Annotated in this window: 14 protein-coding genes and 1 pseudogene; 1 reads left to right on the forward strand and 14 read right to left on the reverse strand. The window is 55.8% G+C overall.

Features of this window, described 5'->3' with window-relative positions; genetic code table 11:
* The first annotated feature begins 36 nt into the window (after nucleotides 1-36).
* On the forward strand, nucleotides 37-2,727 hold the full coding sequence (gene kdpD / locus GTU79_RS00345) for a two-component system sensor histidine kinase KdpD (RefSeq protein WP_203524526.1): 2,691 nt from the start codon (nucleotides 37-39) through the stop codon (nucleotides 2,725-2,727).
* A gap of 101 nt (nucleotides 2,728-2,828) precedes the next feature.
* On the opposite strand, the gene malZ is transcribed toward kdpD, so the two are convergent.
* From malZ to GTU79_RS00420, 14 genes and pseudogenes are all read right to left on the reverse strand, one after another.
* Nucleotides 2,829-4,865 carry a maltodextrin glucosidase gene (gene malZ / locus GTU79_RS00350; RefSeq protein ID WP_253073463.1) on the reverse strand — a complete coding sequence of 679 codons (2,037 nt, stop codon included), beginning with the start codon at nucleotides 4,863-4,865 and terminating at the stop codon, nucleotides 2,829-2,831.
* 310 nt (nucleotides 4,866-5,175) lie between these two features.
* Nucleotides 5,176-6,159 (reverse strand): Csu type fimbrial protein, encoded by a 984-nt coding sequence (locus GTU79_RS00355; RefSeq protein WP_203524550.1) that lies wholly within the window; start codon nucleotides 6,157-6,159, stop codon nucleotides 5,176-5,178.
* A 12-nt stretch (nucleotides 6,160-6,171) separates the two neighbouring features.
* Entirely contained in the window at nucleotides 6,172-8,568 is a 2,397-nt protein-coding gene (locus tag GTU79_RS00360) for a fimbria/pilus outer membrane usher protein (protein WP_214513621.1), read from the reverse strand.
* A gap of 4 nt (nucleotides 8,569-8,572) precedes the next feature.
* On the reverse strand, nucleotides 8,573-9,301 hold the full coding sequence (locus tag GTU79_RS00365) for a fimbrial biogenesis chaperone (RefSeq protein ID WP_253073464.1): 729 nt from the start codon (nucleotides 9,299-9,301) through the stop codon (nucleotides 8,573-8,575).
* Nucleotides 9,302-9,321: 20 nt separating this feature from the next.
* Nucleotides 9,322-9,846: a Csu type fimbrial protein gene (locus GTU79_RS00370; RefSeq protein WP_203524524.1), complete on the reverse strand. Its 525-nt coding sequence runs from the start codon at nucleotides 9,844-9,846 to the stop codon at nucleotides 9,322-9,324.
* A 27-nt stretch (nucleotides 9,847-9,873) separates the two neighbouring features.
* Nucleotides 9,874-10,440, reverse strand: coding sequence for a Csu type fimbrial protein (locus GTU79_RS00375; protein ID WP_203524523.1), 567 nt, complete (start codon nucleotides 10,438-10,440; stop codon nucleotides 9,874-9,876).
* A 377-nt stretch (nucleotides 10,441-10,817) separates the two neighbouring features.
* Nucleotides 10,818-11,285 carry an acyl-CoA synthetase family protein gene (locus tag GTU79_RS00380; RefSeq protein ID WP_214513622.1) on the reverse strand — a complete coding sequence of 156 codons (468 nt, stop codon included), beginning with the start codon at nucleotides 11,283-11,285 and terminating at the stop codon, nucleotides 10,818-10,820.
* Nucleotides 11,264-11,503 carry an AMP-binding protein gene (locus GTU79_RS00385; RefSeq protein WP_253073465.1) on the reverse strand — a complete coding sequence of 80 codons (240 nt, stop codon included), beginning with the start codon at nucleotides 11,501-11,503 and terminating at the stop codon, nucleotides 11,264-11,266. Before GTU79_RS00385 ends, GTU79_RS00380 begins: the two co-directional genes overlap by 22 nt.
* Nucleotides 11,482-12,032, reverse strand: a pseudogene (locus GTU79_RS31250) (AMP-binding protein). The gene GTU79_RS00385 and the pseudogene GTU79_RS31250 overlap by 22 nt, the downstream one beginning before the upstream one ends.
* 241 nt (nucleotides 12,033-12,273) lie before the next feature.
* Nucleotides 12,274-12,543 (reverse strand): hypothetical protein, encoded by a 270-nt coding sequence (locus tag GTU79_RS00400; RefSeq protein WP_214513626.1) that lies wholly within the window; start codon nucleotides 12,541-12,543, stop codon nucleotides 12,274-12,276.
* A gap of 130 nt (nucleotides 12,544-12,673) precedes the next feature.
* Nucleotides 12,674-13,099, reverse strand: a complete 426-nt coding sequence (locus GTU79_RS00405) for a hypothetical protein (RefSeq protein ID WP_214513627.1) — start codon at nucleotides 13,097-13,099, stop codon at nucleotides 12,674-12,676.
* A gap of 202 nt (nucleotides 13,100-13,301) precedes the next feature.
* Nucleotides 13,302-13,670, reverse strand: coding sequence for a GNAT family N-acetyltransferase (locus GTU79_RS00410; RefSeq protein ID WP_214513628.1), 369 nt, complete (start codon nucleotides 13,668-13,670; stop codon nucleotides 13,302-13,304).
* Nucleotides 13,671-13,694: 24 nt separating this feature from the next.
* Nucleotides 13,695-14,882, reverse strand: coding sequence for an aminotransferase class I/II-fold pyridoxal phosphate-dependent enzyme (locus GTU79_RS00415; protein WP_214513629.1), 1,188 nt, complete (start codon nucleotides 14,880-14,882; stop codon nucleotides 13,695-13,697).
* A 310-nt stretch (nucleotides 14,883-15,192) separates the two neighbouring features.
* On the reverse strand, nucleotides 15,193-15,945 hold the full coding sequence (locus GTU79_RS00420; protein ID WP_214513630.1) for a molybdate ABC transporter permease subunit: 753 nt from the start codon (nucleotides 15,943-15,945) through the stop codon (nucleotides 15,193-15,195).
* Nucleotides 15,946-15,956 lie beyond the last annotated feature (11 nt).

Genomic DNA, 15,956 nt, shown 5'->3' on the forward strand with positions numbered 1-15,956 from the left:
CGCCGTCCTGTTTCCACCAGCCGGCAAGGAGCCTGTATGAACGAGGAGCAACAGCGTCCCGATCCCGATGCGCTGTTAGTGCAAGCCGGGAATCCGCGCCGCGGTAAGCTCAAAGTCTATTTCGGCGCCTGCGCCGGGGTGGGCAAAACCTGGGCGATGCTGCAAGAGGCGCGCCGTCTGCGCGCTCAGGGGCTGGATGTGCTGGTGGGGGTGGTGGAAACCCACGGCCGGGCGGAAACCGCGGCGCAGCTGGAAGGACTGGCGGTCCTGCCCAGGCGGGCCGCAGGCCGGCACCGGCATCAGGAGTTCGATCTGGATGCGGCGCTGGCCCGCAGGCCGGCGGTCATCCTGATGGATGAGCTGGCGCACACCAATGCCCGCGGCTCCCGCCATCCGAAGCGCTGGCAGGACGTTGACGAACTGCTTAATGCCGGTATCGATGTCATCACCACGGTGAATGTCCAGCATCTGGAGAGCCTGAACGATATCGTCAGCGGCGTGACCGGCATCCGGGTGCGCGAAACCGTGCCGGATCCCTTTTTCGACTCCGCCGATGAAGTGGTGCTGGTGGATCTGCCCCCCGACGATCTGCTGCAACGGCTGAAAGAGGGCAAAGTGTATATCGGCGATCGCGCCGAACGGGCCATTGAGAACTTTTTCCGTAAAGGCAATCTGTTCGCTTTGCGGGAACTGGCGTTGCGCCGCACCGCCGATCGGGTGGACTTACAAATGCGCGCCTGGCGGGACGTCCAGGGCCGGGAAAAAGTCTGGCATACCCGGGATGCCATTCTGCTGTGCATCGGCAATAACGCCGGCAGCGAGAAACTGGTGCGCACCGCCGCCCGGCTGGCGGCCAAGCTCGGCAGCGTCTGGCATGCCGTGTATGTGGAAACGCCGGTATCGCACCGCCTGGCCGAACCGCGCCGCCGCGCTATTTTGCGTACCCTGCGGCTGGCCCAGGACCTGGGGGCGGAAACGTCCACCCTGTCGGACCCTGATGAAGTCAGGGCGGTGCTGCGCTACGCCCGGGAGCACAATCTCGGTAAAATCATCATCGGCCGGCGTCCGGCGCGGCGCTGGCGGCGGGACAGTTTTGCCGATCGGCTGGGGCGGCTCGGCCTGGACCTTGATCTGGTGATCGTGGCCCTGGATGAGCGGGTGGAAGCCGCTCCCGGCCCGCTGCAGGACAACCGGTCGTTTATCGATAAATGGCGGGTGCAGCTGCGGGGCTGCGTCGCGGCGATGCTGCTCTGCGCGCTGATTACCCTCGGCGGCAAATGGCTGTTGCCCGGCGTGGATGCCGTTAACCTGGTAATGATTTATCTGCTGGGGGTGGTGATCGTCGCCCTGCGTTACGGCCGCTGGCCTTCGGTGGTGGCGACGGTGCTGAACATCGTGGTTTTCGACATGGTGTTTGTCGCGCCTACCGGCACCATGGCGGTGTCGAACGTGCAGTATCTGGTGACGTTCGGCGTGATGCTGGCGGTGGGCATCATCATCGGCAATCTGACGGCAGGGGTCCGTTATCAGGCACGGGTGGCGCGCTACCGGGAACAGCGGGCCCGGCATCTTTATGAAATGTCCCGCGCGTTGAGCAGCGCCCGGGACGTGAACGATATCGTCGCCACCTGCCAGCGCATTATCAATATCACCCTACAGGCGCACAGCGAGCTGTTATTGCCTCGGGAAAACGGCGATCTCGGCCGGGTGGGTGAAACCAACCTTACCTCGATTCCCGACCGCGCCATCGCCCGCTGGAGTTTTGACCGGGGCCTGCCCGCCGGCGCCGGTACGGATACGCTGCCGGGGGTTCCCTGGCAGATGTTGCCGCTCAAGACCACCGGCAACGTTCTCGGCCTGTTGGTGATTGAGCCGGCGAATCTGCGCCAGCTGATGATCCCCGAGCAGCAGCGCATGCTGGAAACCTTCACCGTACTGCTGGCCGGGGCGCTGGAGCGCATGGAACTCACCCGGCGCGAAGAGCGCGCCCGGCTGTCCGCCGAACGGGAAGAGCTGCGCAATTCCCTGCTGGCGGCCTTGTCCCATGATTTGCGCACGCCGCTGACGGTGCTGTTCGGCCAGTCGGAAATCCTGACGCTGGATTTGGCGGCGGAAGGCTCGAAGTACGCGCCGCAGGCCAGCCAGATTCGCCAGCAGACCCTGAGCACCATTCGTCTGGTGAATAATCTGCTGGATATGGCGCGAATTCAGTCGGGGGGTATCAATCTGCGGGCGGAGTGGGTGGCGCTGGAAGAGGTGGTGGGCGGCACGCTGAAAATCATGGAGCCGTTGCTGAACGGCCGCCAGGTCCAGCTCGATCTGCCGGACCAACTGCTGTTGATTAACGCCGACGGCCCATTGCTGGAACGGGTATTCAACAACCTGCTGGAGAATGCCCTAAAATACGCCGGCGAGCACGCCCAACTGGGTATCCGGGCCGAACAGCGCCAGGATCGGCTGGAAATCGAAGTCTGGGACAGCGGCCCCGGTATTCCGGAAGGGCAGGAAACCGCCATTTTCGAAAAATTCGCCCGCGGCACCAAGGAATCTGCGGTGCCCGGCGTGGGATTGGGCCTGGCCATCTGCAAAGCCATCGTTGAAATGCACGGCGGACATATTCGCGCCGGCAACCGGCCGGAAGGGGGCGCCTGCTTTTATATTCAACTGCCCATGGGGCAGCCGCCCGCGCTGCCGGAAGAGCAGGAGGAAACGCTTTCGCCGGAGTGATGTGTCCGCCGGCAGGCCGCCGTTATCCTTTCCGCGACGCCTGCCTTCATTGTGCGAGTAACGCGCAGCGGGAGCGCCACTGCCATACGGCTTACGTGCGGCTAAGCAGGGTCTGCGGCCAGGCGGAGCCTTTGCCCCGCCTTGCCCCGCCACAGGGTGACGCTGTCTTCCGGCAGCACCAGCCCGTCGCTGGTCTGGCTCCCCTCCCCCTCAAGCCGTTGCCACGCCACGCCGGACAGCAGCGGAGACCAGGGCAGCGTCGCCTGCCCCCCCTCGCCGCGCTGCAATGCCACCAGGATCCGTTCCTGCTGATAGACCCGCACGAACACCAGCAGGCCTTCCCGGGCAATCACTACCTGGCAGCCGCCGTAACGCAGCGCCGGGCTGTCGTGCCGTAACCAGGCCAGGCGGCGGTACAGTCCCAGCAGCGCCTGGTCCTGATCCGCCTCATGCCAGGGGAAGGGTTTACGGCAAAACGGGTCGTTACCGCCGTCCAATCCCACCTCATCGCCGTAATAGATACAGGGCGCCCCCGGCCAGCAGAACAGCCAGACCACTCCAAGCGCCAGACGGCGGCCATGGCTGCCGAGCACCGTGATAAAGCGCGGGGTATCGTGACTGTCCAACTGATTGAACATGCGCAGCTGCTGCTGATGGGACAATCCGGCGCGGTACTCCTCCAGCCACCGGGCGCACTCCTGCGCCGTCAGCGAGATATGATGGCCGGCGATATCTTTCCCGGCCAGAAAGGCCCATACCGGCAGGGTGAATCCGCGATAGTTCATCGCCGCGTCTTCCGCATCCGCCTGAAGCCAGGGGCGGGCGTCGCCAAAATGCTCTCCCACTATAAAGGACTGAGGGTTCACCGATTTTGCCGCCCGGGTGATGCCATTGATGTGATGCAAATTGTTTTTCGCGCCGCCGGATTCTCCCAACATATGCGCCACGTCCAGCCGCCAGCCGTCTATTTGCCACGGAGGGCGCAGCCAGTGGCGCACCACGCTGTCCTTGCCGCTGTAGATTTCATGCACCAGCGCGGAAGAGGCATAATCGAGCTTCGGCAGGCTGGCATGGCCTTTCCAGTCCAGCGCCTCGCCTTCAGGAGTGAAGCTGTACCATTGCCGGTGGAGTGAGTCGGGGTGATGACAGGCGCCGCTACCTCCCTCGTCGTCACGATCGAACCACGGATGGGTCTCGCCGGTATGGTTGAATACGCCGTCCAGGATCAGGCGCATCCTAAGCCGTTGAGTGGCCTTGCGCAGCCGCAGCAGCGCCTGATCGCCGCCAAACCGTTCATCCACATGGCGGTAATCCTTGGTATCGTACTTATGCACGCTAGGGGCGGAAAATATCGGGTTAAAATACAGGGCGGTCACGCCCAGCCGGGTCAGCCAAGGCAGCTTTGCCACCACGCCGTGCAGATCGCCGCCGAAAAAGGTGCCGGCGCTGCCATCTTCTTCAAAGTTTTGCCCCCAGCCCTGAGCGCACCCCGCCGACGGTTCACCCGGCAGAAGATCGTTATCCATCTCCGCTGTTGCCTGGCCGGGGCCGCGATTACCTGCTGCCGCTGCGGCCTGGTGGGGATCGCGATTTGACGCTGCCGTTACCGGCAGGATGTGGCCATGGTTATCGGCTGCCGCCGCGGCTTGGCGGGCCGCCCCCGGCTCGGCCGGCAGAGGATGGCGGCTGTCGGACGATATACCCCGCCCATAGGCGCCATTGAGATCGGCGCCGGCGGCGAAGCGGTCGGTGAAAATCTGGTAGAATACCTGATCCGCCACCCATTGCGGACCGTTATCGGGCAGATCAACGGCAAATTGCGACATCTGTCCGGGCGGCGCGGCGCTCCAGCCCAACGGCGTGAACCAGCGCTGGCTCTCTTGCCAGAGCAATTTAAAACAGTAACGCCGGCGCGGCTGCCCGGTGTCCAGAGGAATCTCGGTACGGTACCGCCGGCACCCCAGGCCGGACTGCTCCGGCAGAAGCTGCATAGGGAGCAGCCACTCTTCATTGTCCTGCTCATAACGCAGCAGCGCGGCATCCGGCAGTTCATCTCCCGCCAGCCACAAAGAGAGGATGAGATGCCGGTTACGCTTTTGCATAAAGGGCGCCACCGGAAGATGCCAGGCCTGCAACATACATAACCCTCTTTCTGATGCCTAAAACAACCCACTTTGCCATATATCCACCGGCCCGCCCTCCTCTCCCCCGAACGCAAACAGGGGGGAGCCGGGGGGAGGAGGCGGCAGGCCAGGCCCGCGATCACCGATGCTGAAGTGGGCGTGTTAAAGGGAGAACGTGCTGATGGGGTCGAAGCGGGCATGGTTTTCCTGCCCGCCAGAGCGCCCCACAGCGCGCTAGGCCCGCCAACACCGGAGCCTGTACCGGCGTGTTAAACGGAGGTCCGCCGGCAGACTTCCGGCACAGGGCAACGCGGCGGATGCCGGTTTAAAAAGAGAGATCCACCACCAGATTATCGCTATAGGTGCCGGCGGGCGGCGTGGCCTGGCCTGATAAAATTTGGGCCACATAGTTATAGGAACGCAGAGTACCGTCGGTGCTGACGCCGCTGGCCAGGCTGCTGGACCAGCGATCGCCGCCGGTGTCGCCCCAGCGGCCGCCGCCGCTCCCTTTAAAAATATCATAGCTGATAAAGGAACCGCCATTGGCCATGTTCCGGACCTTGTTCACCGCATTGTTGCCGTAATTCACTCCCACCGTATAGGTGCTGCCTTTGGTACAAATCACCGTAATGGACTGGGACACGGGACTGAACGCGGTGAGCAGCGGCGCATTGCCGAAGCTGATATTAGGAGCGGTAATCGTGGTGCAGTCGTTGGTAATGGCAAGGCTGACGGTCATGGGCACCACCGCGGAACCCGACTGGAGGCCGCCGGGAATGCACTGGCCCACGGCGCCGATGCCGGTACAAATCGCATAGCTGGTAAGCACATTCAGGGTGCCGCTATAGCTGCCGGCGGCCACGTTCTGGCCGGTAAGAGTGCGGATAAAAAGCGGAATGGAAAAATTCAATCCCCCCATCAGCCCGATCAGGTTAACCAACTGGCCGGAGTCATAGCTGGCCGGCGGACCGTTTACCGTCAGTTCCGTCGAGCAGTTGGCGGTGGAGCACAGCTGAATCGGGATCTGGTCGCCGCCGTTGTCATGTTTCAATACCGCACGGCCGCCGCTGATATGGGTTGCGCCGGTGAGCTGCAAACGGATGTAGTTGTTACCCAGCAGCGACAGGGTACTGCCCGAACCGCAGTTGAGATTGATATTGCCGCTGGCGGAGGAAACGCTGCTGTTAACGGTAAAGGATGTCACCGTACCCAGGCCGGCGGATGACGGAGGCAACTGGCAGGCGCCCTTGGCATGCCAGCACAGGGCGATGGATAACATCATCAGGGCGGATAGCATTAAGCGGGTCATCACGGGGATTCCTCAGGGCAAAGGGGAAAGGGAGCAGGTCAGCGGCCCGTAGGTTTGCAATGGCCGGGGTTTGCCGCCGGGCAAGGCCAGAAACGCGGTACAACGGCGACCGTCCGGCGTGACGGCCCGCAGGCTATTCTCAGCGCCGAGATTATCCACCCAGGCGGTTCCGTCCCAGCCCACGTACTCTATGGACTGACCATCGCGCAATATTCGGCTGCCGGCCGGCAGCGGCTGGCCCTGTTGGTCGTGGAGAACGATCGCGGCGGCGCGCAGCGGTTCAATGGGAAAATGCAGCAAATAGCCGCTTCTGCGGCGCACCGCCACCCGCTGCTCAACGTTTTCCACCGACAGGTCGAGGGGCAGCGCCCGTGTATCGATATCGTATTTCGCCGGATAATAGGCGCTGATTCCCGGCACCAGCAGATAACCCTGTTCGTTGGTGCTTCCCACCAATTGATTTTCATAACGCACCGGAATATCGGGATAATCGGTTTTCACCAGGGCAAAGGCATTGCTTAATTGATCCGCCGCCAGCAAATGGCCGTCCATCAATACCAATGCGCCGTTCATATCGCCCCAAAGGGTGCCGCTGCCACCATAGCCGTACAATCCCGCCGAGGTTTTGAGGTGAGCATTGCGCCAGTTAAGAGTGGCCTGACGATAATCGCTCTCACGCTGCCGGCGGGCATAGGACAGATCCCAGCTAAAACCGCCGTCGCTGGGCATGGCGTGGGTTACCGATACGCGCTGGGCCGTGCCGCCGGGGCGATCGCGCTCCAGGCCGGCGCTGGCGCTGGCCCGCCCGCCGAAGGGGATCACCAGTGAGACGGCGCCGGAGCAGTCACGCTGCCGGGGGTCGTATGTGGCGGTGATAAACAGGCTGGATTCACGCCACAGGGATCTGCTCCAGGAAGCATTCCACAGGCGGATAGTATCTCCCGCCGCGGTGCGGATATCGATATAGGTCGCGCCGACGCTGCCGTAGGGCTCCAGCGACAGGCTGGCATAATATTGCCCGCTGCGGCGATTGAGGGTCCAAAGGGCATCGGACATATGGTGCGCTCCGCTGTCCAGTGTCGTCAGATTGCCGAAACGGCCGCTGCGCACCGTATGCCGCATACCCAAACTGAAGTAGCGATTGTTATAGTCATAACCCCAGTCATATTGGCCGCCATGATCGCCGTACGTTCTACTGTGGGTGACCGCGCCGTTCGCCACTCCCCACCGACCCAGCTTATACAGACTGCCCGCGCCCGCCAACGCCAGGGATTGCGCCCCTTCCGCATGGCTTTCCAGCGTCCATCCATCGTTAATACCCTGCCGGTAGGATCCGCTGGCCACCGGGATAGCGTAGTCGGCGTTGCGCAATCCGTAAGCCCGGCGCAGCGCGCCGGCGGCAAGGGAATAGTCCGGCAGGCCCGGCTTTAATAGACTGCTGGAAATATAAAAGGGCTGCGTGGTGGTGACCCGGCGGCCCAAGGCGTCGGTGGCCACCACCACCGCTTCCCCCGCCCCGTTAATGAAAGGCAGGTTATTGAAGGCGTACGGACCGGGCCGAACCTCGTTGCTGCCGGCCCGATAGCCGTCGACGAACAGATCAACCGTGGCGGGAACCGCCGCCCGTCCGGCAAACGAGGGCAACGGGTAAGTCACGAGGTCCGGGCGCAGCGCAAAGTCCCTGGCGATTTGTATCCCGCCGATACGCACGCTGCCGCTCCATGACAGGGCATTGGTGATGACATCCCCGGCTTTCCAGCTTAAGGCGCTATCCTCATCCTGATCGGCCCAGTAGGTGTCATAACGGATATAATCCTTGGCGGCGCTGCCCGTACCGGATAACGGCTGTTCAATTACGCCATCGGTGGAAAAATGCCCGAACCGGCCGAAAGCGCGCCATTCATTCCAGACGGCAACGCGCGTGGCGCCGCGATTGATGCGGCTGCCGTAGATATCATAATTGAGCAGGGCGCCGGTGCTGGTCAGCCCTTCATGTCGCGGGCTTCCCGGCGCGCCGGTAAAGGTTTGCTGCGGCAGCCATTCCGGCGGCACGGTTAATTTCAATAGCTGCCGTTGCCGGTCATAAATGACGTTCACCTGCGCCATGGCGGTGACGTCGGTTTCCACCGCCGCCAGCTGATCGGTGGGCAGCCCGGCCTGGGCCAAATCCGCCGAACGCAGCAGATAATGTCCGTTGTCGAACGCCACCGGCACAATCCTTCCGCTGTTGAAATCGTTGACCACCAGTTCCAGCATATGGCGCTGGCGCGTCTGCCCCGGAGCCAACGCCGGCGGCGGCGGGAGGGTATCGAAGGTTTCCGCGCCGCCGGCCAGGGGCGCGAGCAAGCCGCAATAGCCGGTAAGGGCCAAAGAGAAACGGCGCAGCGCAGGGCGAGGGGGCCGGTCCATAAAATCAATGGACGTCGGCCATACTGCGCCAGACGGTATTGCGGTTATCCAGGCTGGTTTCCAGCCACGCCTGCGGGGAGACCTTGTTTTTCAGCGGCCAGCGAAGGCTGGAGCCAGCCAGCACATAGCCCAGCAGCCCGTCGGTAAGGGTGTCATTACCCAGGCGTGTTTTGCTAAGCCGGGCATGTACGGGGCCGCCGTTGGTAATTTCCAGGTAGGGACTGCCTGACTCCATGACCATCCGCCAGCTCAGTATCGGCATCCCGCTATCAGGAGAACTTTGCCGGCCATAGGCAAACAGGGGAATGGAGTAACGCATCTGGAAATTAAGCGCATGGGATTTTTCATCCGGATGGCCGTAAGGGGTCGGAATCTCATCCAGCAGCACCCGGTAGGCCCGTTCCCGGTTCGCGGGGGGCGGCAGGCGCTTTATCAGCCGTATCAGCCGTTTTTGCCCTGATTCGAGCCGGATCATGGTGGGCAGGGGCTGGATATCTTGCTGGGTGGCATACTGTTCCCGGCCCGCCGTCTGGCGCCAGGCGTAGACCCTTACCTGCAGCAGGGTCGTGGCGTCGCCGCGGTTCTGCACCCAAAGTTCGGCGCCTTGGCTATTTTCGGTGATGACCGGATCCACCGGCCAGATAAGTACTGAATGGCCGGCCCCGGCCCGGACCGCCCACAAGAGGCATAACGCAAAAGCCGGCATCCATCCGCCGGCTGGCAAGATTTTCATCCGCAGTTCCCTTTGAAAAATCACCAGGACAGTACGACCGACAAGATATCGGTATAAGTCCCCCCCTGATGGGTGCCGTCCAGTTGCAGTTGGCCGTAAATCGGTAACGTGATATTAGCGGCATTGGCAAAATCGACAGTCATAGACTGATTAACCGGGATTTCGCTGCCGGGAGTAAAGCCGGCGCTGGAGTAGAGCCGGTAAGACACCCGGTCATTGCCGTTTAGCCGCATGAGGTTGCGGGTGGCGGTATAATGGCGGCCGCCGTCGATGCTGATGCTCAATGTCGTACCCGGCGTACAGGCGATGGTTAAGGCGGAGTTTTGCAGAAAACCTGTACCCACCGGCCGGATATCGAGGGCCGAGTACGTGCCGAAATCCAAGGTACCCCATACCCCGCCGCCGCCCTCGATCCGGCAACCGGCCACCACGGAAGCCGATACCTGGAAGGATTGGCTGGGCAATGCCCGCGCCGGCCCGGCATACAGCGCAAGCAGGGCGGCGCACAGGGGAAGAAGCAAGGCGGGATGAAACCGCTTTTCCATGACCGGCATCTGGTGTGCTGACCGCGATTAATAAACTACTTGTACGTTAATGACATCGGTATAGGTGCCCGCCGGGATGGCGGTATTATTGCCGCCCTGGGTAATTCTTCCATACACCGGGAATATGGTGCCGTTAATGGGATCGGACGTGCCGGAGGGGATGAGGTTGGCATTGTTGGTGATGGGATTGTTGTACGCAGCGTCGTTATACAGGGTATAGGCAATGCCCTGGGTGGTGTCGTTGTTCAATATCATATAGCGCGGGCTGGTGCTTTGGGCGCCGTAAACCGTGCCGGGGGCGGAATTGCTGCCGGTAATTTGTACCGTATAGGTGGCGCCGTTACTGCAGCGGATACGAATACCGTTGCCGGTGGCGCCGGTCAGGGTGGCATTCAGGGTATCAAATGTCGCGGGAGAAACGCCGAAATCCAGCGTGCCGAAATTGGCATTGCTGGAGACGGGATTACCGTTTATCAAACACCCGTTGGTGAGGGTCAGGGTTGCGTTTATCGTACCGTTGGTGGTGACCGCCCGGACCGGAATGACAAGCCAGATTCCCAGGGCGCAACCTATGGCTAAAAGCTTTATATTCATCTTGTTTCCTTTTCAAAATAATGAACGCGCTCTTCGCCTGATGCTGAAAATAGGTTAATGGGTTAATGAGACTTAGCTAATTATATGACAGTAAAGAATCTTCGTATTATGGATTTATAGAATATAGACGATTAAATTATTAGTATAAAATTTCAATAAATAAAAATCCGGGCAGGTTTCCGTCAGCACGGGGGATCGGCATGTCTCACCATAGGATATCGGCGCCGGGAAGATTTCTTTCCGTTGGGCGGTAAAGCGGCAGGCAAGGCCGCATGATGCGGCCTTGCGCCAGGACAGATTCTGAACACAGCCGGCACTTTGGCAAGGCAAGATTCAATTTTCCCGTTTAGCCCCGCAATGGCGTATTTATAGGATGTCTATGTACTAAATTGATTCAGCAACGTCCGATCAACTTTGCCGGATGAGGTTTTAGGCAATTCTTTGTATTCGAGGAAGAGATTCGGCAGCATATAGGAAGGAATCAGGTCTCGCAGACGAATCAGGGCACTACTCTCTTCTAAACGGGCATTTTCCACTAAAGAATAATGACATATTATATTGCTTTTATCGCTTGATTTGGAAATTGTAATGCATAATTCATGAATTTCCTCCAAGCTGGCAACCGCAGCCTCTATACCGCCAATTTCAATTCGGTAGCCATTGATTTTATACATATGGTCTCTTCTGCCTTTATAATGCAGTTTGCCATCATCATCCAGATAACCATAATCGCCTGTCCTCCAATATCTAACAGGATAGGGATGGAAGGGGCTGAGAATATGATGCCGCGCCGTTAACTCGGGCTGATTGATATAACCATGGGTTACGGTTCCTCCCTGCACCATAATTCGCCGATTTCGTTAACATCACAAATTTTGTTTGCGTCATCATTGACCACGATAATCTCTGTATCATCAACGACTTTTCCCAACGGAATGCTATCACGCAGCAGATCTTCATCCTGTACCCAGTGATAGGTGATAATGTTGGTTTCAGTCGGACCATAGATATTGGCGATGGCAATATGAGGCGCGAGTCCTTTCAGCTTTTCAAGCTTAGCCACCGGGAAGGGCTCGCCGGCATACATGATGGTATGTAGATGGTTTTGTTTTTTAAAAACTGCCCTTTTTCCATTAATGTCAATAGGGTTGACGGCGTGGTATAAAGCATGGTGGCGTTTTCATTTTCCAGAAGGGCGACATAATCCCGGTGTTTAATGCTAATGTCACGCCGTTTATTCCAATCGTAACAAATCAATGTCGCACCCACACTCAATGTATTGAAAATATCAAATACCGATAAATCGAATTTAAGCGGTGCCCGTGAGATAATCCGGTCATTATGGGTGAGCCTGAATTCTTTTGCATCCAATCCACAAAGGTCATCGCATTCCTATGGCTTAACATAATGCCTTTTGGTATGCCGGTTGACCCTGATGTATGAAGGATATACGCCAGATCATCCGAAACTTGACTTAAGGCGTCTGTTGTATCAAGCGATTCCATCAGCTCTCCTGGCTTCATCGTCTGCGTAAGCCCGATAGATTTAAAACAGGCATAAGCTGTCATTGCTTCCACCGGCAAATCAACCATTACTCCATCTTTGAAGGTAAAGAGGCAGGGAAGGCATCGGTTTCGATAACTATCGCATATTTTAAATTGCAATGGAGGAATTGTTGTTGAAATTGATCAAACAAGGGACGGTCGATGAGCAGGATATCAAGGTTCAAATTCGCTATGACGCTGATGAGTAATTGTGTAGGGTAATAGGGTCTATCGGCACATAGGTTTTTAGCTTTGAGAATACCGAGAATACTGGCGATCCCATTAACATTTACATGAGATAGTATGCCGACAAAATTATTATTTTAACACAAGAATTACTAATTTCATTTATTATTAAACTAATTAAATTGGCTTTCCTATTTAGCTGCCGATAGGTCGTACGGTTTTGATATTCATCAACAATGGCCGTTGCGTTAGCGTATTGATCAACGGATCGGTGAAATCCATCATGTAACAGAGTCGTCATACTGATTCCTTTTGCTATACCCGTCATACATAAAGCTCCGTGCGCGTTGGCTTCGTTGCTATGTTCATTCATGAGCCTCGCCGTCTTCCTGCAGCTTATATTATTTAGGGTCAGTTTTGATAATTTACCGCTAACGCGGCATACAGCCGAGGCTGAATAATATCTGAATATCAGCTAAATTATTGCCACTTCGAATAAATTATTATTTTTGTTTGAGTGCTAAAGCCGCTATCTGATCGTAACATTCCTTTGATCGACCTTTTCCTTGATAATATAACATCGGCGTTGAAAATATTTTTTGATGATGTGGTAAAATGCTTGAGTAATATTGTTCGAGCAAATTCCTCGATGTATTTTTTGTACGCCATGTTGAATTAATTATCAGATCGCCTTTTCGGATTCCTTGGGATTTCTCTATTAAATCCATATTTAAATGGCTTATGACATTAAACCAAAATATAAATATTTTATTTTCATCGCCGTCCCTTTGGGTGAGGTACTCCTCAAAGGTGGTTTTGATCAGTTGGGGACATTCACCTCTGGTGGCTAAAGGGTCTATGCCTAAGTAACTTAGGTTTGTAGCCTTTATTAATTCATAGTAGTTGTAATCGCCGCAGCCGACTACCACCGCCTGTTTGTAGTGCTTGAAGAGATTGAGCTTGCAACTTAGAAATTCTTTTCAGTATCCAAAAATCCCTTGCTATGTTCAAACTGTCTTCATCCAGCATTTTTTATAGGTATTATGAATAAATTTCATTTTATCATCTAATCAATATTTCAGTAATTCGGCGTAGGGCATAACCATACCGGCCCCAATGAATCTGTGGGCCTTATGACAAAACCCATTTTTCATATAAGCGCTCGCGTCCTAATGCGGCCATACCCAATATATCAGCCTCAGGGCAGGCATGTACTTTTAGATAATGGAATATATTGTGCAGAATACGTACACCTATACCGTAACGATGCTGGAAATCAGGATGGACCATGAGATCCATTATGCAAAAGATCAGGGAACCATCCCCCACCACACGCCCGCTACCTAGAATTTGTTGGCCCTGATAGGCGGAACAGATATATAACGAATGGGCAAGAGCTTTTTCAGCGCACCGGTTAGTTGGCACAGACCAGCCAACGCTATTTCTTAATTCATTGTATTCTGTGGCCGTGATAATTTCATCAGTATATATTATTGCCATTATGTATTTTAAGCCTGATGTGTATTAGAGAAGTATTTCTTCTTTGTAATCCGAAAATGCCTGAATAATTTTTTTCAATTGCCAAGGCTCATTCATGGCGGTGATGGTCATACGGATACATTCACTGCCTTTCGGCATGGTGGGGTAAGGGCATGAAGTCACAAAGAGACCATAGTCCGAATAAAGTATTTTTGAAAAGGTAGTCAGCATTTCGGTGTTGGGTATTTTGACCGATACAATGGGGAAACCATTTTGGCAAAAAGTCTCAAACCCAAGCTGGGCCAATCCGGCTAATAATTCTTGCACCATGCGGTGTATTTTTATTTTCAGAACGTCGCCTTCCTGCGCCAGCAAATCCAGACCGGCATTAAGCAAACCGAAGGCAAAGGGAATGGGTTGCTGAGAATAGTCCAATGGCTTTGAAAACGCGAGCAGGGTGTTTTTCAATTTTTTCGATACGCCGGCAAACGCCATGGCGCAACCCATATTTTTGGCGGTGCCGGCGATGTAAAGTATATTATCATAGGAAAGATCGAGGTAATTAACGATACCCGAGCCATCGCCATAAGGATTCTGGCTTTTATCGGTATTACCCAGCATACCGAAGCCATGGGCGTCATCAACGAATAATATTGCATTATATTTATGGGCAATTGCCTGTATTTCCGCCAAGCGAACATAATTACCGGTGATGCTGTAGACGCCATCCAGGCAAATCAACTTATGCCGGGCATGCTGATGGGATTTCAACAGCGTTTCGAGTTGGTCCAGGTCGTCGTGGGGATAGCTTTTTAATATTGCGCCTTTATCCCTTGCCAGCTGGGCACCGTGGAACATGATGGCATGGGCGGCTTTGTCCATGATCACCAGATCATTTTCCTCCAGAAGCGCCGGAATAATGCCTATGCTACCGAGAAAAGTGTTGGTGACTATCAATGCATCTTCGGCCTGGATAAAGCGGGCTAAACGCGCTTCAAGCTCCAGGCATAGTCCGTAATGCCCCGTCAGTCTTGCTCTGCCGGTGTGCAGGCCATAGTCTTTTACCGCCTGTATGGCCGATGGCAGCAGTTCTTCTTGCCTTTTGTCGAACCCGAGATAGTTGCCTGAAGCAAAATCAATGATTTCCTTGCCGTTTTTGTCAATAAAAACCCGGTTTCGAGATTTTGAAATAGTCACATCATACTGGGAGCTTTCATTCAATAATTTGAACAAATCTTTTCTGCTGCCTGATTTGATGTTATCACTCATCTTATTTAATAGTTCATACATATATTAACGCCCTAACCACGATTCAACGATATTTCAGTTAACGATTCCCCTGATTGATTGATTATTTTTATCGGATGAGGGGATAAAAATCAATTTTTTTTATATTTTAATAACAGGATGTTTCCGTTTAATAAAAGTTTATAGTTATGGGGGTATGATTTTCTATTTTTCTTCAAATGAAAATATAAAATTCAATTGTTAATGTTTCACTAATGATATAGACATCATCGATGGTATTATAAATGGTAAGGTTTTAATGTAGCTGTTTGAGCCTGCGGCGGGAACTGGCCAGGCAACAGAGCGGGAACGGCAGCGTCACGACCAGCAGCAGCCACAGTAATGAATATACCGCATCGATACCGTCGTTTTGCAAATTGATATAGAGCTTTACCGGAATGCCCTGCGGGAAATAAGAGAACACCAGCACAATACCGAATTCACCCACCACCCTGACCCAGGCGATGGCCAGGCCGGTGGCCAATCCCTGGCGGGCCAGGGGCAACGTTAAGCGTATCAGGATCTGCCACGGCGGCGCGCCGAGGACTTTCGCCGCTTCTTCCACCGTCGGCGGCACGCCTTCAAAAGCCACTCGGGCCGACATGACATAATAGGGCAGCGCGCCGTAGATCTGCGCCAGCACAAAAGCGCCGGCATTGTTGGTCAGCGAGAGGCCCAGACGGGCGATAATCCCCCCCACTGCGCCGTAGGGGCCGTAAACCGATATCAGCAATATTCCCAATGCCAGGGGCGGCGTCAGCAGAGGTATCAACACCATGATTTCCACCCAGTGACGCATAAATGATGTGGTGCGCGCCAGCCAAAGCGCCAGCGGCGTGCCCAACAGGACAATACAGGGAATGGAAATGCAGCTTAATCCCAGCGACGTGGCGACGGAATTCCAATCGCCATAGGCGAGATGGAACCCGTGCCAGGGCGTGACGCCGATGAGCGTGATAAAGGGCAGCGCCAGCAACAGCAATGCCGGCGCCGCCAGCCAGCGGGACACTCGCTTAGGCC

The sequence above is a fragment of the Sodalis ligni genome (assembly GCF_016865525.2).
In the GTDB taxonomy this organism is placed as follows: Bacteria; Pseudomonadota; Gammaproteobacteria; order Enterobacterales; family Enterobacteriaceae; genus Acerihabitans; species Acerihabitans ligni.

Bases quoted from the DNA above. Each gene is read 5' to 3' on its own strand.
- GTU79_RS00365 (WP_253073464.1), bottom strand. From the start codon at position 9,301: ATGAAAATCTTGCCAGCCGGCGGATGGATGCCGGCTTTTGCGTTATGC.
- GTU79_RS00375 (WP_203524523.1), bottom strand. From the start codon at position 10,440: ATGAATATAAAGCTTTTAGCCATAGGTTGCGCCCTGGGAATCTGGCTT.
- GTU79_RS00380 (WP_214513622.1), bottom strand. From the start codon at position 11,285: ATGGTGCAGGGAGGAACCGTAACCCATGGTTATATCAATCAGCCCGAG.
- GTU79_RS00410 (WP_214513628.1), bottom strand. From the start codon at position 13,670: ATGGCAATAATATATACTGATGAAATTATCACGGCCACAGAATACAAT.
- GTU79_RS00400 (WP_214513626.1), bottom strand. From the start codon at position 12,543: ATGAATGAACATAGCAACGAAGCCAACGCGCACGGAGCTTTATGTATG.
- kdpD (WP_203524526.1), top strand. From the start codon at position 37: ATGAACGAGGAGCAACAGCGTCCCGATCCCGATGCGCTGTTAGTGCAA.
- GTU79_RS00370 (WP_203524524.1), bottom strand. From the start codon at position 9,846: ATGGAAAAGCGGTTTCATCCCGCCTTGCTTCTTCCCCTGTGCGCCGCC.
- GTU79_RS00355 (WP_203524550.1), bottom strand. From the start codon at position 6,159: ATGACCCGCTTAATGCTATCCGCCCTGATGATGTTATCCATCGCCCTG.
- GTU79_RS00360 (WP_214513621.1), bottom strand. From the start codon at position 8,568: ATGGACCGGCCCCCTCGCCCTGCGCTGCGCCGTTTCTCTTTGGCCCTT.
- malZ (WP_253073463.1), bottom strand. From the start codon at position 4,865: ATGTTGCAGGCCTGGCATCTTCCGGTGGCGCCCTTTATGCAAAAGCGT.